This window comes from Parabacteroides caecihominis, from assembly GCF_023656785.1.
GTDB classification, from domain to species: domain Bacteria; phylum Bacteroidota; class Bacteroidia; order Bacteroidales; family Tannerellaceae; genus Parabacteroides; species Parabacteroides segnis.
This window is the reverse complement of sequence record NZ_JAMOKS010000043.1, coordinates 21,124-44,129: the sequence shown is the minus strand read 5'-3', so window position 1 is coordinate 44,129 and position 23,006 is coordinate 21,124. Positions and strand designations below refer to the sequence as shown.

At 46.4% G+C, this 23,006-nt stretch carries 18 protein-coding genes and 1 tRNA gene; 12 read left to right on the top strand and 7 right to left on the bottom strand.

Annotation, left to right across the window (positions count from 1 at the left end):
- Nucleotides 1-73 precede the first annotated feature (73 nt).
- From NBH14_RS24910 to NBH14_RS24865, 10 genes are all read left to right on the top strand, one after another.
- The gene (locus NBH14_RS24910; protein ID WP_186961520.1) at nucleotides 74-2,371 is read left to right on the top strand and encodes a GH92 family glycosyl hydrolase; all 2,298 of its coding nucleotides are present in this window, start codon (nucleotides 74-76) and stop codon (nucleotides 2,369-2,371) included.
- 40 nt (nucleotides 2,372-2,411) lie between these two features.
- A complete protein-coding gene (locus NBH14_RS24905; RefSeq protein ID WP_186961519.1) occupies nucleotides 2,412-3,656 on the top strand; it encodes a GAF domain-containing sensor histidine kinase in 1,245 nt (414 codons plus the stop codon).
- Complete coding sequence (locus NBH14_RS24900) at nucleotides 3,653-5,020, top strand: sigma-54-dependent transcriptional regulator (protein ID WP_186961518.1); 1,368 nt, start codon at nucleotides 3,653-3,655, stop codon at nucleotides 5,018-5,020. Before NBH14_RS24905 ends, NBH14_RS24900 begins: the two co-directional genes overlap by 4 nt.
- A 139-nt stretch (nucleotides 5,021-5,159) precedes the next feature.
- The gene (locus NBH14_RS24895) at nucleotides 5,160-5,387 is read left to right on the top strand and encodes a 4Fe-4S dicluster domain-containing protein (protein ID WP_007653280.1); all 228 of its coding nucleotides are present in this window, start codon (nucleotides 5,160-5,162) and stop codon (nucleotides 5,385-5,387) included.
- Nucleotides 5,388-5,394: 7 nt separating this feature from the next.
- Complete coding sequence (locus tag NBH14_RS24890) at nucleotides 5,395-6,474, top strand: 3-methyl-2-oxobutanoate dehydrogenase subunit VorB (RefSeq protein WP_186961517.1); 1,080 nt, start codon at nucleotides 5,395-5,397, stop codon at nucleotides 6,472-6,474.
- A gap of 5 nt (nucleotides 6,475-6,479) precedes the next feature.
- Nucleotides 6,480-6,650, top strand: a complete 171-nt coding sequence (locus NBH14_RS24885; protein WP_186961516.1) for a hypothetical protein — start codon at nucleotides 6,480-6,482, stop codon at nucleotides 6,648-6,650.
- A gap of 13 nt (nucleotides 6,651-6,663) precedes the next feature.
- The gene (locus NBH14_RS24880) at nucleotides 6,664-7,428 is read left to right on the top strand and encodes a thiamine pyrophosphate-dependent enzyme (RefSeq protein ID WP_007653276.1); all 765 of its coding nucleotides are present in this window, start codon (nucleotides 6,664-6,666) and stop codon (nucleotides 7,426-7,428) included.
- A gap of 17 nt (nucleotides 7,429-7,445) precedes the next feature.
- Nucleotides 7,446-7,988, top strand: a complete 543-nt coding sequence (locus NBH14_RS24875) for a 2-oxoacid:ferredoxin oxidoreductase subunit gamma family protein (RefSeq protein WP_007653275.1) — start codon at nucleotides 7,446-7,448, stop codon at nucleotides 7,986-7,988.
- 70 nt (nucleotides 7,989-8,058) lie between these two features.
- On the top strand, nucleotides 8,059-10,194 hold the full coding sequence (locus tag NBH14_RS24870; protein ID WP_128134756.1) for a putative porin: 2,136 nt from the start codon (nucleotides 8,059-8,061) through the stop codon (nucleotides 10,192-10,194).
- A 5-nt stretch (nucleotides 10,195-10,199) separates the two neighbouring features.
- Nucleotides 10,200-11,018: a transporter substrate-binding domain-containing protein gene (locus NBH14_RS24865; protein ID WP_128134755.1), complete on the top strand. Its 819-nt coding sequence runs from the start codon at nucleotides 10,200-10,202 to the stop codon at nucleotides 11,016-11,018.
- A gap of 16 nt (nucleotides 11,019-11,034) precedes the next feature.
- On the opposite strand, the gene NBH14_RS24860 is transcribed toward NBH14_RS24865, so the two are convergent.
- Nucleotides 11,035-12,177, bottom strand: a complete 1,143-nt coding sequence (locus NBH14_RS24860) for a PAS domain-containing sensor histidine kinase (protein ID WP_128134754.1) — start codon at nucleotides 12,175-12,177, stop codon at nucleotides 11,035-11,037.
- Nucleotides 12,178-12,360: 183 nt separating this feature from the next.
- Here NBH14_RS24860 and NBH14_RS24855 point away from each other — a divergent pair, with 183 nt between their 5' ends.
- Nucleotides 12,361-13,656 (top strand): DEAD/DEAH box helicase, encoded by a 1,296-nt coding sequence (locus NBH14_RS24855; protein ID WP_186961515.1) that lies wholly within the window; start codon nucleotides 12,361-12,363, stop codon nucleotides 13,654-13,656.
- Between the two features lie 189 nt (nucleotides 13,657-13,845).
- Here NBH14_RS24855 and rho read toward each other — a convergent pair whose 3' ends face one another.
- From rho to NBH14_RS24825, 6 genes are all read right to left on the bottom strand, one after another.
- On the bottom strand, nucleotides 13,846-15,873 hold the full coding sequence (gene rho / locus NBH14_RS24850; protein ID WP_186961514.1) for a transcription termination factor Rho: 2,028 nt from the start codon (nucleotides 15,871-15,873) through the stop codon (nucleotides 13,846-13,848).
- Nucleotides 15,874-16,059: 186 nt separating this feature from the next.
- Nucleotides 16,060-17,400 carry a tRNA lysidine(34) synthetase TilS gene (tilS, locus tag NBH14_RS24845; protein ID WP_186961513.1) on the bottom strand — a complete coding sequence of 447 codons (1,341 nt, stop codon included), beginning with the start codon at nucleotides 17,398-17,400 and terminating at the stop codon, nucleotides 16,060-16,062.
- A 104-nt stretch (nucleotides 17,401-17,504) separates the two neighbouring features.
- Complete coding sequence (locus tag NBH14_RS24840; protein WP_128134750.1) at nucleotides 17,505-18,269, bottom strand: zinc ribbon domain-containing protein; 765 nt, start codon at nucleotides 18,267-18,269, stop codon at nucleotides 17,505-17,507.
- Nucleotide 18,270: 1 nt separating this feature from the next.
- The gene (locus tag NBH14_RS24835; RefSeq protein ID WP_186961512.1) at nucleotides 18,271-19,368 is read right to left on the bottom strand and encodes a Nif3-like dinuclear metal center hexameric protein; all 1,098 of its coding nucleotides are present in this window, start codon (nucleotides 19,366-19,368) and stop codon (nucleotides 18,271-18,273) included.
- Between the two features lie 79 nt (nucleotides 19,369-19,447).
- Nucleotides 19,448-21,208 (bottom strand): aspartate--tRNA ligase, encoded by a 1,761-nt coding sequence (gene aspS, locus NBH14_RS24830; RefSeq protein ID WP_186961511.1) that lies wholly within the window; start codon nucleotides 21,206-21,208, stop codon nucleotides 19,448-19,450.
- A 791-nt stretch (nucleotides 21,209-21,999) separates the two neighbouring features.
- A tRNA-Pro gene (locus NBH14_RS24825) sits at nucleotides 22,000-22,074 on the bottom strand.
- A gap of 216 nt (nucleotides 22,075-22,290) precedes the next feature.
- On the opposite strand from NBH14_RS24825, the gene NBH14_RS24820 reads away from it, so the two are divergent.
- Nucleotides 22,291-22,929, top strand: coding sequence for a recombinase family protein (locus tag NBH14_RS24820; RefSeq protein ID WP_007653257.1), 639 nt, complete (start codon nucleotides 22,291-22,293; stop codon nucleotides 22,927-22,929).
- Nucleotides 22,930-23,006: the final 77 nt, after the last annotated feature.

Genomic DNA, 23,006 nt, shown 5'->3' with positions numbered 1-23,006 from the left:
TCAGCAGAAAGTTATATACCCGCACAGAAGAAAACACATATCTTTGCCTTACAATAATTAATAGATCAACACCATGAATAGCAGACAAATACGCAGTTACATCTTAATTCTCCTGTCTCTCCCTTTCACCCTCATTTCGGCAAAACCGAAAGAACCCGTCGATTATGTGGATATGTTTATCGGTACTTCCAACTCCCGGTGGATGTTGGGGCCTTACGCACAAGAACCGTTCGGCATGGTACAACTCGGACCGGATAACCAGGGGAATGTCTGGATGGGAGGATACGAATACGCCATCAACAGCGTTTCCGGTTTCAGCCATCTACATGCCTGGACGATGGGTGGCCTGATGATCATGCCGACCACAGCCGACCTGGCCCTGACAAACCCTTCAGCCGATTCTCCTTATAAAGGAGCAAACGCCGGCTATCATTCACGCATACTGAAAGAAACGGAAAAGGCCTCACCCGGTTACTATTCCGTCTATTTATACGACCATGAGGTAAAAGCGGAACTATCGGCCACCACCCGTTGCGGCATTCACCGATACACTTTTCCCGAAAGAAAAGAATCCAGGATACTGATAGACCTCCTATTCCCGACCGAATGGGACTATGGCTTCAATGTGAAAGATGCCTGCATCACCAAAGTCAGCAATACCGAACTCGAAGGATATGCCGACTGCCAGTCCGGTCCGTGGAGTAACTGGAACAACTACAAACTGCATTTCGTCATCCGCTTCAGCAAACCTTTCTCGCAACTGAACGGATGGAACGAAGGGGTAGAAAAAGACGACATACAATCCATTGCCGGCAAGAACGATATCGGAGCCTACGCAATCTATTCCACAACCGAAGGAGAAAGCATAACCGTCTCAACCGGTTTATCGCTGGTAAGTGTCGAACAGGCACGGCTGAATATGGACACGGAACTCGCCCCCTTGCAGTATGACTTCGACCAGGTAGTCGCCCAGACCCGCAACAAATGGAACGAACTGCTCGGCAGAATAGAAATAGAAGGAACGAACGAAGTGGACAAAACGAAATTCTACACCAACCTGTACCGTGCCTATGCCGGCAAACAAACATGGAACGATGTGAACGGCCAATATAGAGACGCTTGTGAAAACATACAACAACTGGATCACGGGAATATGTATGGCGGCGATGCCTTCTGGAACAGTTTCTGGAATCTAAACGGCCTCTGGTCGATCATCTCCCCCCGCATCGTGGACGATTGGGTAACCACCCAGCTGGAAATGTTCAAACATACCGGATGGACAAGCAAAGGGCCGGCCGGACTGGAATATTCCGGCATCATGGAAGGTTCGCACGAAACAGCCCTGATGGTTGCCGCCTATCAAAAAGGCATACGCAAAGACGGCGAAGCGATCTATGAAGCCGTGCTGAAAAACGTCACGGAAACAGGTATCGACCATCCCTGCGGAGGCAGCTGCGGCAACCCTCTGCTGGACGTTTATATCAAACAAGGGTATATGCCGATGGAAAAGGGAGTGGTTTCCAAAACGCTCGATTATGCGTACGACGACTGGTGCGTCTCCCAACTGGCCCTGGCACTTGGAAAGAAAAAAGAAGGAAAAGCGCTGCTGGCACGTTCCATGAATTATAAGAACGTATTCCACCCGGAGAAAAAGTTCGTCATGCGACGTGACAGCCTGGGTAACTGGGACCCGGATTTCGATGTGTTCTCCAATAAGGGATTTATAGAAGGCAACAGCTGGCAATACTCCTGGTACGTGCCGCACGATATTCCCGGACTGGTAGACTTCCTGGGGAAAGACCTCTTCAACAGCCGGCTGGAAGAGGGATTTATCAAGTCGGAAAAGCATAAGTTTGCCGCCCATGTATTCGACCGTACCACAGGACAGTCGGCTGAGTTTTACATCAATCAGGGAAACGAAGTAAATATGTGTACCCCGTTCCTGTTCAACTATTCCGGTAAACCCTGGCTGGCCCAGAAATGGTCGCGTGCCATCCTGGACAGTTTCTACGGCTCAACCCCTTATCATGGTTGGGAAGGCGACGAGGATGAAGGGCAGATGGGCGGTTGGTACGTGATGAGCGCACTGGGTCTGTTTGAAATGAACGGAGGAGTTTCCCTGAAGCCGGAACTGGAACTGAGCAGCCCGCTATTCAACAAAATAACGATCCGTCTGGACCCCGGTTATTATAAAGGGAAGACTTTCACGATCGAAGCCCGCAACAACTCAAAAGAAAACATCTATATCCAAAAGGCTTATCTGAACGGAAAAGAACTGAAACAGCCCCGAATACCATTCGCTGCCATCGTATCCGGAGGGACATTGTTGCTCGAGATGGGAGATAAACCGAAGTTCGATTGTTTCAATTAATACGATTTTGCGTACTTTTGCACAAAGATCAAGAAAAAGTATGCCACTATTCAAGAAGGACGAACAACCCAGGCAACCGAACCTGGAGCAGCTGCTCTCGGAGTTTAACCGGTCGCTCACTCTGATCGTCGACAAGTCACTGCTGATCGGCAATATCGTTGCCAAGGTAAAGCAAATATGCCCGGTAGAAAGTGTTTATATCTTCCTGCTGGATGAAAACACAGGCAAATTCAAACAGCAGAACGAAGCGAAGAACAAGCCTGTGACGCTGACCAACCGCAGCCGGCTGATCAGCTGGCTGTCTGTCAACGAAAAGCACCTGATCATCTCCAGGCATCCGGATATCGTCTCCTATTTCCCTCCCGAAGAACAGGAAATAATCAGGCAACTGGGTGCCGAACTGATCTTCCCCCTCAAGATCATGAACCAGATCAACGGTACGATCTTTTTAGGGATGAAAACCGATGGCGCCCCATTCACCGAACAGGAACTGAACCTGCTTTCCATCCTGATCAACCAGGCTACATTCGCCATCGAACATGCTTCGCTTTACGAGCAGCAGACCGAACGTCTGAAAAAGATGTACCGTACCGACCGCCTGGCAACACTCGGCGAACTGGCAGCCGGGGCGGCCCATGAGATACGTAACCCGCTGACAGCCATCCGGAGCACGATACAATATCTGAGCAAAGACTTCAGCGCCGACCCTGTAAAAAGCGAAATGGTGACGGAGCTGATCTCGGAAGTGGAACGTATCAACAAGATCGTACAAGGTCTGTTGTCTTTCGCCCGTCCGTCCGACCTGAACACGTCCGATATAAATATCGAACAGCTGATCAACCAGACGCTTCTGCTGGTGACCAATACATTACGCAAACAAAACGTAGAGGTGGAGTTTGAATATTTCACCGACAACACGACCATCCAGGGGGATGCGGAACAGCTGAAACAGGTTTTCCTGAATATCATCCTGAATGCCGTCGAAGCGATGGGAAAGAATCCACCGGAACGCTCGCGTACATTAATAATAAGTATAGAAAAGGGAACTCCCATCAATACCCATTCCCGTTACCTGATCATCTCGTTCGAGGATAGCGGCAAGGGGATCGAACAGAAGAACATCGAGAATGTATTCAACCCCTTCTTCACGACCAAGGAAGAAGGAACCGGACTCGGGCTCGCCATCTGCTACGGTATCATCAACCGCCATGAAGGCGAGATCGAAGTAAAAAGCGTGCCGGACAAGGGCACTTGTATGAATATAAAATTACCGCAACGCATATGAAAGCAAAAATAGTAGTAGCCGACGACGAGCCGCGCATCCGCAAGATGATCGCCCGTTTGCTGGCCGATGAAGGATATGATGTAATGCCCGTCGAAAACGGACGGGAGGCGGTAGAGGCTCTCCTCTCCTTCCAGCCCGACGTTATTCTGCTGGACCAGCAGATGCCGGTACTGACCGGTGTGGAAGCATTGGAGGAGATCAGGCATATCTCCCCGACCCAGGTTGTCCTTTTTGTAACCGCCTTCGGTTCCATCTCCCTCGCCGTCGACGCTGTGAAGAAAGGGGCTTACGACTTTATAGAAAAGCCTTTCGACAACGATAAATTATTACTCACCGTCAAACGTGCCGTCGAACACAGCCGCATGAAAGGTGAAATCTCCACCCTGAAAAAGACACTGGGGGAAAAACGAAGTAACGTGATCGGCGAGAACACAGGACTGAAACAAGTGATGGCACAGGTCCTGAGGGTAGCGGAAACCAATGCGACCGTCCTGATCCACGGCGAGAGCGGTACGGGAAAAGAACTGATCGCACGTGCCGTCCACCACAACAGCCTGCGGGCGAACGGCCCTTTCGTTGCGATCAACTGCGGTGCCATTCCCCTGACATTGATGGAAAGCGAACTATTCGGCCATGAACGCGGTGCCTTTACCGATGCCAAAGAAGCAAAGGCTGGCACCTTCGAACGGGCAAACGGCGGGACATTGTTTCTCGACGAAGTGGGAGAACTTCCCCTGGATGCACAGGTTAAATTGCTCCGTGTGCTGGAAGAGCGGAAGATCACCCGAATCGGCGGAAAGAAGGCAATACCGGTAGATGTGCGTATCGTAGCCGCCACCAACCGTAATCTGGACGATGAAGTAAAAGGCGGACATTTCCGTCTCGACCTGTTGTATCGTCTGAATGTATTTACCCTGATCCTTCCCCCGCTCAGGGAAAGGAAAGAAGATATTCCCTTGCTGGCTAATTTCTTTATACGGAAACACAACCAGGCGTTGAGCCTCGATGTGCAATCTATCACTCCCGAAGCGGTAAAGCTACTCTCCTCCTACGACTGGCCCGGCAATGTGCGTGACCTGGAGAATGCCCTGCAAAGCGCGATGATCTTATGCACGGACGGTACGATCCGCCCCGAACATTTGCCCGACCGGGTAAAAGGATATGATTCGACGGAAGAAGCAACCATCGCCGGAAGCGGAGGAAGCATCCGCGAAATCAATGCGCAAATGGAAAAGGAACTGATTCTGGAAGCCCTAAAGAAACACAACTTCAACCGGACACTGACAGCCGAGGCTCTTGCTATCAGCCGGAAAACGTTGTTTAACAAAATGAAGCGTTACGGACTGTCTACAGATGAAATTTGACAGACAGCCATTGCTTATCATTGGCTATCTGTCATCAATAGAGGCTAACGACTATTAAAAAACAAAACAATCCTTGTTTTTACAACATTAGTTCTTAACTTTGCCGACCTACACGACATAAAACATAATTAGTTATACTATGGCAAAAATAAAAGGAGCGGTCGTTGTAAACCAGGAACGCTGCAAAGGGTGCAACTTATGTGTGGTTGCCTGCCCCAGCGATGTTCTGGAATTACACCCGCGTGAAGTGAACAACAAAGGGTACCATTATGTGTACATGAAAAACCCGGATGCTTGCATCGGTTGCGCCAGTTGCGGATTGGTTTGTCCCGACGGCTGTTTAACCATCTACAAAGTAAAAATATAAAACAGATATGGCAGAAGAGATAAAATTAATGAAAGGGAACGAAGCCATCGCCCACGCAGCTATCCGCTACGGTGCCGACGGATACTTCGGATACCCTATCACTCCGCAATCGGAGATCCTGGAAACCCTGATGGCTGAAATGCCTTGGGAAACTACCGGTATGGTAGTACTGCAAGCTGAAAGCGAAGTAGCAGCGATCAATATGGTGTATGGCGGTGCCGGAACAGGTAAACGTGTATTGACTTCATCTTCCAGCCCTGGCGTCAGCCTGAAACAGGAAGGTGTTTCCTATATTGCAGGGGCGGAACTTCCTTGTCTGATTGTAAACGTCATGCGTGGCGGTCCCGGCCTGGGAACAATCCAGCCGAGCCAGGCAGACTATTTCCAGACTGTGAAAGGTGGCGGACACGGCGACTATCGCCTGATTACCCTGGCCCCTTCTTCCGTACAGGAGATGGCAGACTTTGTCGGACTGGGTTTCGACCTTGCCTTCAAATATTGCAATCCGGCTATTATCCTTGCCGACGGTATCATCGGCCAGATGATGGAAAAAGTAGTGATGCCTCCTTTCCGTCCGCGTAAGACAGAAGCTGAAATCATCGCCGAATGTCCGTGGGCCGCACAGGGCAAACTGAAAAGCCGCAAAGCGAACGTGATCACTTCACTGGAGCTCGACCCGGCCAAAATGGAAGAGAACAACCTCCGCTTCCAGGCTAAATACCGTAAGATTGAAGAAAACGAAGTACGCTACGAAGAGTTCCATTGCGACGATGCGGAATATCTGCTGGTTGCCTTCGGTTCTTCCGCACGTATCTGTCAGAAAGTAGTAGAGATCGCACGTGCTGAAGGTATCAAACTCGGCCTGTTGCGCCCGATCACGCTGTGGCCGTTCCCGAAAAAAGCCATTGCCGATTATGCCGAGAAGGTAAAAGGCATGCTTTCCGTCGAACTGAATGCCGGCCAGATGGTGGAAGATATCCGCCTGGCTGTAAACGGAAAAGTAAAAGTTGAACACTTCGGCCGCCTGGGTGGTATCGTGTTCACTCCGGATGAAGTACTGAACGCGCTGAAAGAGAAATTATTCTGATTCGTATGACACGCGGAAGTAAAATAGATAGCATATTGACAATCCTGTTCATGGTATTGGCGGCAGCAGCGATCATCTGCTACTTTGCCGTCGACGACCGTCACGTATTTCTCTATTGCGGCGGAGCAGCCATATGCTTCAGACTTGTTCAATATCTACTGAGATTTATTAGTTAATTTAGTAACAATTATGGAACTCAACGAAATAATTAAACCGGAGAATCTGGTCTATACAAAACCGGAATTGATGAACGACAATCCCATGCACTACTGTCCCGGTTGCAGCCACGGTGTGATACATAAGCTGATCGCCGAAGTGATCGCCGAAATGGGAATGGAAGAAAAAACAATCGGTGTCTCCCCGGTGGGTTGCGCCGTTTTCGCATATAACTATCTGGATATAGACTGGGAAGAAGCAGCTCACGGACGTGCTCCGGCGATTGCAACAGCCATCAAACGTCTGAATCCGGAAAAGATGGTCTTCACCTATCAGGGTGACGGCGACCTGGCCGCTATCGGTACAGCCGAAACCATCCATGCAGCCAACCGCGGTGAGAACATTGTGATCGTATTCGTGAACAATGCCATCTATGGTATGACCGGCGGCCAGATGGCTCCTACCACACTGGAAGGTATGCCGACAGCCACTTGCCCGTACGGACGTAACATCGCCTTGAACGGTTACCCATTGAAGATCGGTGATCTGCTGGCTCAGCTGGAAGGAACCTGCCTGGTTACCCGCCAGAGCGTACAGACAGCCGCCGCCGTTCGTAAAGCCAAGAAAATGCTTCGTAAAGCCTTCGAAAACTCTATGGCAGGCAAAGGCACGTCAGTTGTCGAATTCGTTTCCACCTGTTCATCCGGCTGGAAGATGACACCTGAAAAAGCAAACAAATGGATGGAGGAAAACATGTTCCCGTTCTATCCGCTGGGGGATCTAAAAAATAAAGAATAAGTAAATACAAAAACGACATGAAACAAGAAATAATTATAGCAGGCTTTGGTGGACAAGGTGTTCTGTCGATGGGTAAGATACTTGCTTATTCCGGACTGATGGAAGGCAAAGAGGTTAGCTGGATGCCTTCATACGGGCCTGAACAGCGTGGCGGTACGGCTAACGTGACCGTTATCCTGAGCGACGACCCGATCAGTTCTCCGATCCTGAACGAATACGATATCGCGATCATCCTGAACCAACCTTCCATGGACAAGTTCGAAAGCAAAGTAAAACCGGGTGGTATCCTGATCTATGACGGATATGGAATCCATACTCCGGTGAAACGTACGGATATCAGCGTTTATCGTGTGGATGCTATGGACGCAGCTACCGAAATGAAGAACGAAAAAGCATTCAATATGCTTATCCTGGGTGGTCTGCTGAAGATCGTTCCGATGGTGAAACTTGAAAACGTATTGCTGGGTCTGAAGAAGTCCCTGCCCGAACGTCACCACAAGTTAATCCCGATGAACGAAGCCGCCATTAAGAAGGGGATGGAAATTATACAGAAAATGTAATCTTGCAAAAAGAATATAAAGAAGGGCGTTTCTTTCGTAGAAATGCCCTTTTGTTTTATCTTTGCAACCCATGAAGCATTGCTTATACATATTATTATTGCTGATAGTATCTGCCACAACCGTTCAGGCCCAACGTGGAGCCAGCAGGGCAGATCAGAAAGGTGGAGGAAAACGTGGCGGCTTCTCCTTGTCAAACCTGACTTCTTCTCAGAAAGATATACCGGACAGTCTGCTGGTAGCGGATAGTGCCGCCTTAAATTCAAAGCGTATAACCGCCTATCGGCTTACCCCTTCCCTGGGTGAGGCATATGTGGCGCCACTGGACACGAACAAGCTGAATTTCAGCAACTCGACACTGGTGGAAAGTAAATCGCTCGCCATCGGTTATCTGGCTAACCTGGGAGCACCGGCACAGACGAAAATATTCTCCGAACGGCAGGAAGCACGCGATTTTATCTTCGCCGATGCCTACGATTACTATATCACAACGCCGGAAAACGCCTATTTTTACAACACAAAGATTCCTTATACCAACGTTCTGTACACCACCGCCGGCGGTAGTACGAACAAAGAAGAACAGTTGAAAGGAACCATGACCATGAATTTCGGTAAAAAGATCAATGTGGGTGCCGATATCGACTATATTTATGGCCGCGGACATTATAAAAACAACGGTAATAAACTGTTAAGCTACCGTTTCTTCGGCAGTTACCAGACCGATCGGTACGAAATGCATGCCTACCTGAGCAACTTCAACTTCGTAAACTACGAAAACGGAGGAATGGCAAACGACTCAACCATCAGTCATCCCGACGAATATTTCCCGGAAGGACGTCCCTCCGACACAAAGTCGTACGACATACGTTATCTGACCAATGCCTGGAACCGTGTTCGCGGAAAGCGGTATTTCCTGACCCAGCGTTATAACCTCGGTTTCACACGTGAGTTGGAGGAAGAGGATGAAGAAGGGAATCCGAAAGAAATGTTCGTCCCGGTATCCAGCATTATCCATACGATCGATTATGAAGATAACCGTCGCCGGTTCATCGCCGACAATACGGCGCTGATGGATTCGTCCTATATAGTCGACGACAACGGCCAGCGTTTCCCACGTATTTATGGGTTAGGAGCTACACTCAACGACCAGACATCTTCGTGGAATCTGAAAAATACGATCGGACTTTCCCTGCGTGAAGGTTTCCAGGACTGGGTTAAGTTTGGTTTGACAGCTTTCGTCAGACTCGAAAAACGCCGGTTCAAACTGGAACCTAGAATAGAAGGGCTCGATTATGGCGAATATGGCCGGGGTCCATACTTCTCTGTTGATAATATCGACCTGAAGAACCTGCCTACAGCAAAGCTTTACGACGAGTTTTCTACTTACGTTGGAGCCGAACTTTCCAAACGCCAGGGTAGCATCCTGACCTATAATGCACGCGGAGAACTTTGTATGGTTGGTAGCGATGTCGGTGAGTTCCGTGTTACCGGGGATTTACAAACCCGTTTCAAGTTGTTCAATAAAGATGCTGTGATCAAGGCAGACGCCTATATAAAAAATGTAACGCCAGCCTTTTACATGCGCCATAACCATTCCCGTTATTACTGGTGGGATAACCCCAACTTTAACATGACCCAGCAAATCTATGCGGGCGGTGAAGTGTATCTGGAATCTTCAAAAACAACTTTAAAAGCCGGAGTGGAGAGTATTCAGAATTATATCTATTTCAATAAACAGGGATTCCCGGTACAGCATAGCAGCAACTTACAGGTAGTCAGTGCACGCATCAAACAAGACTTCCGCTTCCGTGCTTTCGGTTGGGAAAATGAAGCATGCTGGCAGTTAAGCAGCGATGAAAGCGTACTCCCGCTTCCGTCATTAAGTGCCTATTCAAACATGTATCTGGCCGTCAAAGTGGCGAAAGTACTGACCGTACAGCTAGGTGCCAATGTATATTATAATACAGCTTATTATGCACCTTACTACGAACCGGCAACACAGCAGTTCCAGGTTCAGGATGAAGTAAAAGTCGGTAATTATCCACTGGTTAACGCCTACGTAAACTTCCACCTGAAACAGGCACGGTTCTTCGTTATGGCTTACAACCTAAGCAGTAAATTTGCCAATCCGGACTATTTCTCCCTGGCACACTATCCGCTGAATCCGATGGTGTTGAAAATGGGTATTGCCGTTACATTCAATAACTAAGCCGTATGAAATCCCGGAAGTTACTGGTAGTCTATATTGTCCTCCTGGCATGCGTACTGATAGCCATGTTCCGTTTATGGCCGTACAAGCAAGAACCTGTCCCACCCAGGGATTATCCGGAAATTAAGTCAGAAGGTATTCTGCGGATGGTTACCGAATATAACCAGTCCGGCTATTATGTAGCCGGCGATACGATCGAAGGTTTCCAATACGAACTGAGCCAGGCCATCGCCGCTTTATCCGGACTGGAAGTACAGACTCAGCTGGAGATGAGTCTGGCCGAAAGTTTCAAACAATTATCCGATAACCAATGCGACGTAATCGCCCGCAATATCCCTATCACCAGCGACATCAAAGAAGACTATCTGTTCACCGATCCGATCGTCTTCAATAAACAAATATTGGTGCAACGCACGGAAGAAGCCAATAACGGCATCAAACCGATCCGTAACCAGCTTGATCTGGCACAAAAGACCTTGTATATTCCGAAAAACTCCCCCGCCTTACTGCGCCTGCAAAATCTGGCACACGAAATAGGAGATACAATCTATGTGAAGGAAGATGAACTTTATTCCAGCGAACAGCTGGCTATCATGGTTGCCAAAGGCGACATCGACTATGCCGTATGCGACCAGCAAATAGCCCGCGTATCTAAAGAAAATTTGCCGGAAATAGATATCGACACGGATATCAGCTTTACCCAACTCCAGTCGTGGGCGGTACGCAAAGACTCCCCTATCCTGCTCGACAGCCTGAACAGCTGGCTGTCACAAATCAAAGAAAGCGGGTTATACGATCAGATTTACAAACGCTACTATAAATAATGTGCCAATTGGCACATTATTCTTCTCGTGAAGGCAGAATAAACGAAAAAGTAGAACCTTCCCCTAGTTGCGATTCTACACAGATCGAGCCTCCCATTTTAGTAACAAGCCCTTTGCATATAGCAAGTCCCAGGCCAATACCTTCCACATAGTCATTGACTTTAACAAAGCGGTTAAAGAGGTTTTGCAGCTGCTCCTCGGCTATCCCCTGTCCGGTATCCTTCACATAAAAATTCAGCCGGCCATCTTCCAGCGCCTTATACCCCATCGTAATACTTCCCTTTTTAGTATTCTTGATCGCATTATTGACCAGGTTATTTACTAATTGGAGTAAGCGGATATAATCGGTTCCAAAGGTGCAGCTATCCAATCCTTTTTCCAGAATCAACTTCACATCTTTCGGCATACGGGGCTTTACGGAAGCATAGGTCGTATCCATCATCTCGTTCAGGTCGATCGGAGCATAACTAATCTTTATCGCATCCGCCTCAATCTTCGACAAGTCCAGAATATCGTTGATAAGCTGCATAAGTAATTGATTATTCGCCTTGATTATCTCGTAATAAGACATACGCTCTTCGTCTGTATCCGCAAACGCCATCATTTCTGAAAAACCGGTTATTGCATTCAACGGCGTACGGATCTCATGACTCATGTCTGCCAGATATTTTGATTTCAGCTTATCAGCCATTTCCGCTTTATCACGCTCATCTTCGAGACGTTTTTCTATTGCACGCTTAACTGTGGCATCACGCCACAAAGCCAGCAACAGAGGTTTCCCGTTACTTAAAGAAATCGGGTATTTTTCTACTTCAAGATATTTCATCTCACCGGAAGCGGCCTTGAGCCATCCATGAAATTCGGCCTCTTTTCCTGAACTGATGACTCTCTTATCTATCCCCAACCGTTCCTCTACCGACATTAAGGCATTATAATGCACTTCAGAGTCATCGTGCCCCTCGATCTGGGAAGTATCGATCCCTGTTATCTCTTCCATAAATTTATTCCAGTAAAGATAATTGAAATGATCTTCCGGATCTTTCACAAACACACCCAAAGGCAAATGATCTAATATCGTATTCAGTAACTCATGAACAGTATCCGGCTCATTTAAGGTTACTTTCTTTTGAGAGCTGTTGCAGCTATCATTTGTTCCCATAATATAACTCGCTATTTTTCCAATGTGGGCAAAGATATTAATTTTTTACGGTACCCCCCTATATAGATATATCAATTTTCAATGCTTACAGAAATTTACAGGACAATTATTACAAGAGCCGGGGTTACTATTGTAGAATTTGACAAATATTATTTACCTTTACGGAGAATTTAATGATAGAAGATGAGATTTGACGAATTGGATTTAGAAGAGGCCGTATTGGACGGACTCGACGCTATGAATTTTCAGGATACAACTCCTGTACAGGAATTAACGATTCCTGTTATTTTAGAAGGGAAGGATATTATTGCCTGCGCACAAACCGGTACAGGGAAAACAGCAGCATACGTGCTGCCATTAATTAATCAATTAAGTAAAGGCAATCATCCTGACAATGCGGTCAATGCAGTTATCATGGCTCCAACCCGCGAGTTGGCCCAGCAGATAGACCAGCAGATCGAAGGTTTTACATATTTTGTTCCGGTATCGGCTGTGGCCGTATACGGTGGTACCGACGGAGTTGCCTGGGAGCAACAGAAGCGTGGTATGGAAATGGGGGCCGATATCGTTATCGCCACTCCGGGACGTTTGTTGTCTCACCTGAAACTGGGAACGGTGGATCTTTCACAGGTTTCCTATTTTGTATTGGATGAAGCAGACCGTATGCTGGATATGGGATTTTACGACGACATCATGCAGGTATATAAACAACTGCCTCCCACTTGTCAGACTATCATGTTCTCGGCTACCATGCCACCCAAAATCCGGACGTTAGCAAAAACAATCCTGAAGAATCCCGAAGAAGTCAAAATTGCCATCTCACGACCTCCCGAAACAATTATGCAGACAGCCTATATCTGCTATGATCCTCAGAAGCTAAAGATACTTGAAGACCTGTTCTTGCAAAGTCGCCCGCAACGTGTCATTATTTTCTCTTCCTCCAAAATGAAAGTGAAAGAGCTCGCCTCCACCCTGAAACGAATGAAGTTCAATGTAGCAGCCATGCACTCCGATCTGGAGCAGTCGCAGCGCGAAGAGGTAATGAAAGAGTTCAAGAACGGACATATCGATATCCTGGTGGCAACCGATGTTGTTTCGCGCGGTATCGACATCAACGACATCAAACTGGTAGTAAACTACGATATCCCCCACGACCCGGAAGATTATGTACACCGCATCGGCCGTACTGCCCGTGGTACCGGAGGCGAAGGATTGGCCATCACATTCATCAGCATTGAAGAGCAGGCACAATTCAAACGTATTGAAGACTTCCTGGAAAAAGAAGTTTATAAAATTCCCATTGACCCGAAGTTCGGCGAAACCCCGCTATACGAACCTGAAAAATACGGAAACATGCGTCGCGGACGTGGACGTCCCCGGAAAGACGGTAGCACCGGAGGAAGATCCTTCGAAAACAAACGTTCGGGAACTCCCTCCAGAAACGGCAACCGCCGCGGAAGACCACGGAAAGAATCTTAATATTTTAATCGAAATGCATACAAACTAATAGAACAGTCTATAGAGACTTTCGAAAGTAACCCCGAGTCAAGCTTGGGGTTTTTATTTATACCCCCTCTACATAAACATAAAAAAACCCGGAGTTAATAAACTCCGGGCCGATTAAAATCCCTACGGGACTTTCTGTATATTTTTTTGATTCCTGACGAATTATCCGTTCATGGAAGCCAGGAACTCCATATTGTCATAAGTCTGTTCCATCCGTTTCTTCACAAACTCCATCGCTTCGATCGAATTCATATCCGACAGATATTTACGAAGAACCCACATACGGTTCAATGTACTTTCATCCTGCAACAAATCGTCGCGGCGAGTACTTGAAGCAGTAATGTCAACAGCCGGATAGATACGCTTATTAGACAGCTTGCGATCCAACTGCAATTCCATATTACCCGTACCCTTGAATTCCTCAAAAATCACATCGTCCATCTTAGAACCAGTCTCAGTCAATGCTGTTGCCAGAATCGTCAGGCTACCACCGTTTTCGATATTACGGGCTGCACCAAAGAAGCGTTTCGGTTTCTGTAATGCGTTCGCATCCACACCGCCGGAAAGAACCTTACCGGAAGCCGGCTGAACTGTGTTATAAGCACGTGCCAGACGAGTAATTGAATCCAACAGGATCACTACATCGTGACCGCATTCAACCATACGTTTAGCCTTGTTCAAGACGATTTCGGCAATCTTCACATGGCGTTCTGCCGGTTCATCGAAAGTAGAAGCGATCACTTCCGCATCGACGCTACGAGCCATATCGGTTACTTCTTCAGGACGTTCATCGATCAACAGAATGATCATATAGACTTCCGGGTGATTTGCTGCAATCGCATTGGCGATATCTTTCAGCAACATAGTTTTACCGGTTTTAGGCTGTGCTACGATCAGACCACGCTGTCCTTTACCGATCGGCGAGAACAGGTCGACTACGCGAACAGCGATATTGTCGTATACTTTCGGAGCCTTGCGTGCTGTAAGCATGAATTTTTCATCCGGGAAAAGCGGTGTCAGATGATCGAAAGGAACGCGGTCGCGCACTTCTTCCGGCGAACGACCGTTGATCTTGTCCACTTTTACCAGCGGGAAATATTTTTCACCTTCCTTCGGCGGACGGATAGCACCTTCCACCACGTCACCAGTCTTCAGTCCGAACAGTTTGATCTGCGACTGCGATACATAAATATCGTCCGGTGAAGTCAGGTAGTTATAATCGGAAGAACGCAGAAAACCATAACCATCCTGCATCATTTCCAATACGCCTGTACCGATCAGGATACCGTCAAACTCATATTGCTTATCCTGCGATGCATTATTATTGTTATTGTTGCGCTGATTATTGTGGTTGTTATTCTGGTTGTTCTGTCTGTTGTTGTTATTCTGACGGGGCGTGTTCTGTTGCTGCGGTTGCGGAGCGGCCTGCGGTTCAGGCTGCTGCGGTGCAGCTTTTTCCTGTTTGGCAGGTGAAGGGGAGAACGGGAAGAGTTGGTCGAGAACCGACTTGGTGTCCGGATGTCTGAACACAACCCTTTTAGGTTCGTTAGCTGCCGGAGCCTCTGCTGCCGGTGCTTCAGGAGCCGTTTCAACGACAGGTTCTGCGGGAGTCGCCGGAGCTACGAGAGCCGCTTCGACTACCGGCAACTCTTCGGGAGCGCCTTCAACTACAACCGGAGGTAATAAGGGCTTTTCTACAGCTACTTCCGTAGTGACAGTCTGAGGAGTTTTCGAAACTTTCACTTCGTCCGTCTGATTAGCCGGAGCAACTGCACCAGCTACTTTTTCCTTCTTTTCAATACGTACTCTTTTCTTACGCTCAGGTTGTTCCTTTTTTTCTGCAACTACAGCTGCCTGCTTTTCTTCAACGGGTTGTGTGGCTTTAGGGGCTACAACCTCGGTTGTTTCTGCTTTTGCAACTTTCGGTTTGCTTTCAGCCTTCGGTGCTTTTGCAGCAGCCGTTTTAGAAGGTTTCTTTGCTTTTGTCTGCTTTTCAGCCTTCTTAGCTTCTTTTTCTTTCTCCTTTTCTGCCTGTAGACCTGCGTATGAGATAGCCTGTTCATCAAGAATGCGATAAACAAGTTCTTCTTTTTTCAAAGAACTTATTTTCTTAATTCCCAACTCTTCCGCTATACTCTGCAATTCAGGAAGGAGTTTTTCATTTAGTTCTAGAATGTTATATTTCTGCATATTGAGAAGTGAGTAATAAAAACGGCGCACGATAAAAGATTGTACAATACGTGCCTTCCGCTATCATTGTATCTTAATAGTTTTTGATAATAAAAATTTCAATGTAAAACCGGATTGTTTAGCTAATTTGAATCATTAGTAACACATCTGCGGAGCAAATCTTTGCAAATGTAAGAACATTTTTAATTATTCTATTATTTTTGTCGAAAAAAAATTCACAACCAGCACACTCTTAGTCGTTTTGTCGATACAATAACGATTGTCAGAGCGCTCTCCCACAATCCAGAGGATGTTTTCACCGCTACAAAGGAGCCATGTCTGCTCTTTGTCCATGCGGCTGAATTTATGATCTGAGAAATAATCGCTCAGTTTCTTACGGCCTTTCATTCCAAAGGGAATAAACCAATCACCTTCTTTCCATTTACGAAGTGTCAGAGGAAACGAGAGTTTGTCGTAATCAAAATAGGCGATATGTTTATCCTTCCGGAAACAGAAGTCAGTAGTAATAACAGATTTAAAGAAAGAAAGTTCAACCGGACCCCGCCAGATCTCTTCTACGATATCATCCGCAGTAAAAGTATATTCCTGCTCTTCTTCTTTCTTTACAGGCGAAAGCAGCAGATATTCACGGTCTTTCAGCAAACGATAGTCGGGTGAGTAAAACATTTTGCCCGATTCTCCCGTTAGCGAACGGAACACATCGTCGGCCACCTGCCGGGTAAAACCGTAAGGTTTCAGCAATTCATACAGGATCGTTGCCGGCGAAGGATACTCCATCAGGCGGGCAATCGGGATACGGAAATCTTCTTCCAACAATTCCCGGCGCGCCTTTTCCACCACATGCAGATAGATTGCCTCTGTTTCGGCCAGATGATCGGCTGTACGCGCAATAGCAGCTTTTACGGAAGGATTCAACTCTTCCAGCAAAGGAAGTACACGCAGACGGATAAAGTTACGTGTATAGGCATCCGACAAGTTCGTGCTGTCGGTTACATAAGATAGCCGCTGTTCAACAAGCCAATCCAGTATCTCGCTACGGCTGACAGCCAGCAAAGGACGCACCACATAACCATTTTTAGGCCGGATCCCTCCCAACCCACGGATTCCTGTGCCACGGACCAGGTTCATCAATACGGTTTCCACACTGTCGTCGCGATGATGGGCCACGGCAATCGCTTGTGCACCCAAACGCAGCCTCATCTCTTCAAACCAGTTATAACGCAGTTCTCGGGCCGCCATCTCGATAGAAAGATGATGTTCGGCTCCATAAGCCGTTGTATCAAAATCTATTTTATAGAAAGGAACATCCAGTGTACATGCCATCTCCCGGGCAAACTGTTCATCGCGGACAGACTCGTCGCCGCGCAGATGAAAATTACAATGCAGGGCGACACAAGGATAATCGAGCTGCACAAGCAAAGCAAGCAAGGCAACCGAATCGGCTCCCCCGCTCAAACCAACCAGCACAGGCCCGTCACCGGACAGCAACTGTTGTTTCTCTATGTATGCACGGACAATATTTCTCATTGGTACAAAAAAATCAGGCACGGATTACACAGATTCCACAGTCTAATCAAATAAGAACCGTGTTAATCCGTGTAATCCGTGCCTTAAAAATTATATATGCAATTTTAATCTTCTATACCTGCCAGTTCCGGGTCGATCATGATACGTCCGCAATATTCGCAAACGATCACTTTCTTACGCAACTTGATATCCATCTGTTTCTGAGGCGGAATCTTGTTGAAGCAACCACCGCAGGCATCACGCTGGATATAAACGACAGCCAAACCGTTGCGGGCACCTTTACGGATACGCTTGAATGCAGTCAGCAAACGGGGTTCGATTGTTGTTTCCAGTTTTTTAGCCTTTTCGCGCAGTCTTTCTTCTTCCTGCTTTGTTTCAGAAATGATTTCTTCCAGTTCGCTTTTTTTCTGAACCAGGTCAGCCTTACGGCCGTCCAATCTTTCGGAAAGCTGGGCAATCTCTTCTTTCTTATGGTTAATCGCTTCGCCGAATTCGCGGATCTTCTTTTCAGAAAATTCGATTTCAAGTCCCTGGAATTCGATTTCCTTTGACAGGTTATCAAATTCGCGGTTGTTGCGCACGTTATCCAGTTGCGATTTATATCTCTCGATCAGTCCGGTAGATTCTGTAATTCTGTGTTTCTGTTCAACAACAGCACTCTCATAATCCTGGATCTCCGACTGATAGTTCTGAAGACGGGTTTCCAATCCTGCAATCTCATCTTCCAGGTCCTGAACTTCCAGGGGAAGCTCTCCACGAAGCGTTTTGATCTTATCAATTTCAGTCATCATCGTCTGAAGTTGATAAAGCGTAGAAAGCTTTTCTTCAACTGTATACTCTTTTTCAGCTGATTGTTTATCTGTAGCCATTCTATAAATATTTTACCGGGTTTGAATTAACATTCGAAAAATGTACGGCAAAGGTAGGGAATTTTTTCGATATTATGTTATAAAAGATATCTTTTGTACATACTTCGGATTCATAATGACCTATTACAGCCAGCAGAATACGATCCTCTACATCATAAAAGTCATTGTATTTGGCCTCACCTGTAATGAACACATCCGCACCGTAGGCTATCGCATCTTTTATCAGGAATGCACCACTGCCGCCACACAAGGCAACTTCACGTATCGGCTTGCCTGTAAAGGCCGAATGCTTCACGCAACCGACCTGAAAGAGGTCTTTTATCCGTTGCAGAAAAACCAACTCGTCCTCTTCTTCGGGCAACTCTCCCACTACCCCCGAACCAACCTGATCCCAGGTATTATTCAAAGGATAGAAATCGAACACTGGTTCTTCGTACGGATGGACCGAAAGTAGGGCGCGGGTAATCGTCGATTTACGAAAAGCGGGTAATATCGTTTCGATGCGAATTTCGCGCTCCACATGCAACTCTCCCACTTCACCACAAAACGGATTTGTACCCTCTCCGGCACGGAAAGTTCCCTTACCTGCCAGATTGAAACTACATGAATCGTAAGCACCAACAGTACCGGCACCGGCATTGAACAAGGTAGTCCGTACCAACTCCGCATACACCTCGGGCACGAAAGTAACCAGTTTCAGCAAGGCTCCCTTCTGAGGACTCAGCACACGTACATTTTCCAGTCCGATCAGTTCCGCCAAACGGAAGTTAACGCCTCCGGCAGCATTATCGAGATTGGTATGGGCTGCATAGATCACCAGATCATATTTGCATGCCTTTATCATACACCGCTCGATATAAGTGGAACCGGTCAACGACTTGAATGCTTTAAAGGCTAAAGGATGATGTGAAATAATCAGGTTACACCCCGTTTCTATCGCCTCGTCGACCACCTCCTCGGTAACGTCCAGGCAAAGAAGCGCACCGGTGGCAAGCTGGTTCACATCACCTACCTGTACACCAGCATTATCAAAGCTTTCCTGCAATGGCAACGGAGCGTATTGCTCCAATTCTTTCAGAACATCCTTTATCCGTATCATAACAATAATTTATCAATTTGCCAAAATGCCAATGTGCCAATTATGAGGTTACCTTCTTCATTGGCACATTGGCACATTTTCATATTTGCTCATTATTTATCTTCAGACACAATTCATCCAGCTGCACGTCGTCGATTACAGACGGAGCATCGAGCATGACATCGCGGCCTGAATTGTTTTTCGGGAAAGCGATACAGTCGCGGATTGAATCGAGACCGGCAAATAAAGACACCCAACGGTCCAGACCATAAGCCAGACCTCCGTGAGGCGGCGCACCATACTTGAAAGCATTCATCAGGAAGCCGAACTGAGACTGTGCTCTTTCTTCGGTGAATCCCAACAACTGGAACATCTTATCCTGCAATTTGCTGTCATGGATACGGATAGAACCTCCACCCACTTCAACACCATTGATAACCATATCGTAAGCATTAGCACGTACGGCACCCGTATCGCTATCCAGCAACGGAATATCTTCCGGCTTCGGAGAGGTGAATGGATGGTGCATAGCATAGAAACGCTGATCTTCTTCGCTCCACTCGAACAGAGGGAAGTCAACCACCCACAGGCAAGCAAACTTGTTCTTATCGCGCAATCCCAACTGACTTGCCACTTCAAGACGCAATTCGCAAAGCTGTTTGCGGGTCTTCATCACATTATCGCCTGAAAGGATCAGGATCAGGTCGCCCGGTTTTGCACCGAAGGCTTCCTTCATCTGTTGCAATGTTTCCTGTGTATAGAATTTGTCTACGCTCGACTTCACGCTGCCATCGGCTTCTACGCGGGCATATACCATACCCTTCGCTCCTACCTGCGGACGTTTAACGAATTCAGTCAGCGCATCCAGTTGTTTACGTGTATAGGTTGCTGCCCCTTCTGCACAGATACCGCCAACATAAGCAGCATCATCGAATACAGAGAAACCATGACCTTTCATAATATCCATCAATTCGACAAACTTCATACCGAAACGCAGGTCGGGTTTGTCGCTACCATAATATTTCATTGCATCGTGCCAGGTCATGCGCTGGAACGGCTCTTTAATTTCGATGCCACGGATTACCTTGAACAGGTGCTTTGCCATACCTTCAAAGATATTCAGTACATCTTCCTGCTCAACGAAACTCATTTCGCAGTCGATCTGTGTAAATTCCGGTTGACGGTCGGCACGCAGGTCTTCGTCGCGGAAACATTTCACGATCTGGAAATAACGGTCGAAACCGGAAACCATCAGCAACTGCTTCAAGGTCTGCGGTGACTGCGGTAATGCATAGAACTGTCCCGGATTCATACGTGAAGGAACAACGAAGTCGCGGGCACCTTCGGGAGTTGAATTTACCAACACCGGAGTTTCCACTTCCAGGAATCCCTGTTTATCCAGATAGTTACGAACTTCGAAAGCCATGCGGTGGCGCAGTTCCAGATTCTTACGAACGGCATTACGGCGCAAATCCAGGTAACGGTATTTCATACGCAGGTCATCTCCGCCATCCGTTTCATCTTCGATCGTGAAAGGAGGAGTTGCTGCTGCATTCAGTACATTCAGTTCCGAAACAATCAGTTCGATATCCCCTGTCGGAATATTTTTGTTCTTGCTGGAACGTTCTCTGACAGTTCCTGTTACCTGAATCACATACTCACGACCCAGCTTGTTTGCTTTTTCACAAAGATCAGCATCTACTTCCTGGTTGAATACCAGCTGGGTTATACCATAACGGTCACGAAGATCGACAAACGTCATACCGCCCATCTTACGAGTTCTCTGCACCCATCCGGCTAAAGTAACCACCAGACCTTCGTCTGCCAGGCGCAAGTTTCCACATGTTCTTGTTCTATACATCTTTTTAAAGATTTATTTGTTTTAATTCCATGAATCAAAAGTATACATACAATGTACCTGTAAAATACTATTGTACTCTACGCGCAGCCGGTCTGCAAAGATAATACTATATTCATTAACTGTAATATTTTCATTGAAATTAAAAGAAAAACAGGATAACCTAACTAAAGATACTTGTAATTACTCAACACAAAACAACTGTCATACTATCATAACACAAACCTCATCAATTGATATTCAAAGCCATGCATCGTATGATAGTTTAGATGATACGGATCGACACAACCATCATACTATCATAAACACACCTATATTTTATCATGCAGTATATTGTTTATTTTCAACAACATAACGACCCATTTACGCTGAGACCCGGGTCTGTTTTCCCTTTACACCCGGGTCTCAGCACAGTTCAAACCCGGGTGTAAAAGGCACTCAAATAGGGGTCTCAGAGAAATAATCCGCTTATTCTTCGCAAAAAAAGCTATAACATCACTAAAAAAAGAAGCATATATAATGTAAAATAGCTCACCGACAATACATTCAGGCACCTTATATTTTCGATAAACAGGAAGATATGATAGTTAAATGAGGATTATGACAGTTGCCATGATAGTTATTTCAAACAACTATCATAGATATACACATTGAGATTCAATCAATATAAAAGAAAAATGAGAGTATGACAGTTTATTTGTAAAAAACTAACCAGGAAAGAAAAGTTTGGATAATATATCATATAGATTAAAAAATAAAAAGAGAACCAACCAATTCGTTGATTCTCTTTCTTGTCGGGGTACCAGGATTCGAACCTGGGACCCCCTGCTCCCAAAGCAGGTGCGCTAACCGGACTGCGCTACACCCCGTTTTGCAACCCCTTTATTGTCGATTGCGGTGCAAAGGTAAGTATTTATTTTTATCCACCAAATATTTCGTGTTCTTTTTTAATTGATTATTTTCGCATCTGTTTAATTACAAGATTTAAAGGAAAGGAGGTGAAACAGCAGAAAGAAGGACAAGCAGACATGAACATATTGCTAGCCAATATGTTATAATATAAACGTATCAACATTAAAAATAGTATGATAATTGCCTATACACGAACATATTCAAACAAGCAACAAAGTGACAATCAAAAAAATGCGATTGAACAGTTTGCCGCGAACAATAACATGACTATAGACAAATGGCATAAAGATACACGAACAACATCCTCACGACATAAGAACAGGCTTGAAGATATTATAAAAAATATGGAGGCCGGCGATACATTAATTGTAGCCGATGTCACACGCCTGAGCCGGAGGTTGATGGAAATTATGCATTTGATATTATTATGTATTGAAAAAAAGATCACTCTTTACTGTCTCAAAGAAGGGTATACTTTTGAAAACAATGTCGACAGCAAAACGTTAGCATTTACTTTTGGGCTCGTCTCGGAAATTGAAAGCAAACTAATTTCGACACGGACAAAAGAATCGCTGGAAATTACCAGAAGCCGGGGCACAACCCTCGGACGCCCGAAAGGTACTCCCAAAATGGACCACCTACTTGCGCAGAAAGAACAGATAGAAAAGGAACTCAACGAAGAAAATGCTACGTACGCCGAACTGGCCGAGTATTACCAGGTATCGCTCAGTAGCTTTAAAAAATTTGTCAGAGACAATATTCCGCCGTCACTTCCCGGACGAAAAAGAAGGGGAAGAAAACAGGCTGAGTAGTACAAATAAACGAAGGGGAATTGAAACAAATCGACAGGCTTACGTTTCAATTCCCCTTTTTATTAATATCTGTCAGA

Excerpts from the sequence above, each read along its gene's own strand:
- NBH14_RS24840 (WP_128134750.1), bottom strand. The coding sequence starts at position 18,269 with ATGGCTACAGATAAACAATCAGCTGAAAAAGAGTATACAGTTGAAGAA.
- NBH14_RS24880 (WP_007653276.1), top strand. The coding sequence starts at position 6,664 with ATGGAACTCAACGAAATAATTAAACCGGAGAATCTGGTCTATACAAAA.
- NBH14_RS24895 (WP_007653280.1), top strand. The coding sequence starts at position 5,160 with ATGGCAAAAATAAAAGGAGCGGTCGTTGTAAACCAGGAACGCTGCAAA.
- NBH14_RS24870 (WP_128134756.1), top strand. The coding sequence starts at position 8,059 with ATGAAGCATTGCTTATACATATTATTATTGCTGATAGTATCTGCCACA.
- NBH14_RS24900 (WP_186961518.1), top strand. The coding sequence starts at position 3,653 with ATGAAAGCAAAAATAGTAGTAGCCGACGACGAGCCGCGCATCCGCAAG.
- tilS (WP_186961513.1), bottom strand. The coding sequence starts at position 17,400 with ATGAGAAATATTGTCCGTGCATACATAGAGAAACAACAGTTGCTGTCC.
- NBH14_RS24910 (WP_186961520.1), top strand. The coding sequence starts at position 74 with ATGAATAGCAGACAAATACGCAGTTACATCTTAATTCTCCTGTCTCTC.
- NBH14_RS24905 (WP_186961519.1), top strand. The coding sequence starts at position 2,412 with ATGCCACTATTCAAGAAGGACGAACAACCCAGGCAACCGAACCTGGAG.
- aspS (WP_186961511.1), bottom strand. The coding sequence starts at position 21,208 with ATGTATAGAACAAGAACATGTGGAAACTTGCGCCTGGCAGACGAAGGT.
- rho (WP_186961514.1), bottom strand. The coding sequence starts at position 15,873 with ATGCAGAAATATAACATTCTAGAACTAAATGAAAAACTCCTTCCTGAA.
- NBH14_RS24860 (WP_128134754.1), bottom strand. The coding sequence starts at position 12,177 with ATGGGAACAAATGATAGCTGCAACAGCTCTCAAAAGAAAGTAACCTTA.
- NBH14_RS24835 (WP_186961512.1), bottom strand. The coding sequence starts at position 19,368 with ATGATACGGATAAAGGATGTTCTGAAAGAATTGGAGCAATACGCTCCG.
- NBH14_RS24885 (WP_186961516.1), top strand. The coding sequence starts at position 6,480 with ATGACACGCGGAAGTAAAATAGATAGCATATTGACAATCCTGTTCATG.
- NBH14_RS24875 (WP_007653275.1), top strand. The coding sequence starts at position 7,446 with ATGAAACAAGAAATAATTATAGCAGGCTTTGGTGGACAAGGTGTTCTG.
- NBH14_RS24890 (WP_186961517.1), top strand. The coding sequence starts at position 5,395 with ATGGCAGAAGAGATAAAATTAATGAAAGGGAACGAAGCCATCGCCCAC.
- NBH14_RS24855 (WP_186961515.1), top strand. The coding sequence starts at position 12,361 with ATGAGATTTGACGAATTGGATTTAGAAGAGGCCGTATTGGACGGACTC.
- NBH14_RS24820 (WP_007653257.1), top strand. The coding sequence starts at position 22,291 with ATGATAATTGCCTATACACGAACATATTCAAACAAGCAACAAAGTGAC.
- NBH14_RS24865 (WP_128134755.1), top strand. The coding sequence starts at position 10,200 with ATGAAATCCCGGAAGTTACTGGTAGTCTATATTGTCCTCCTGGCATGC.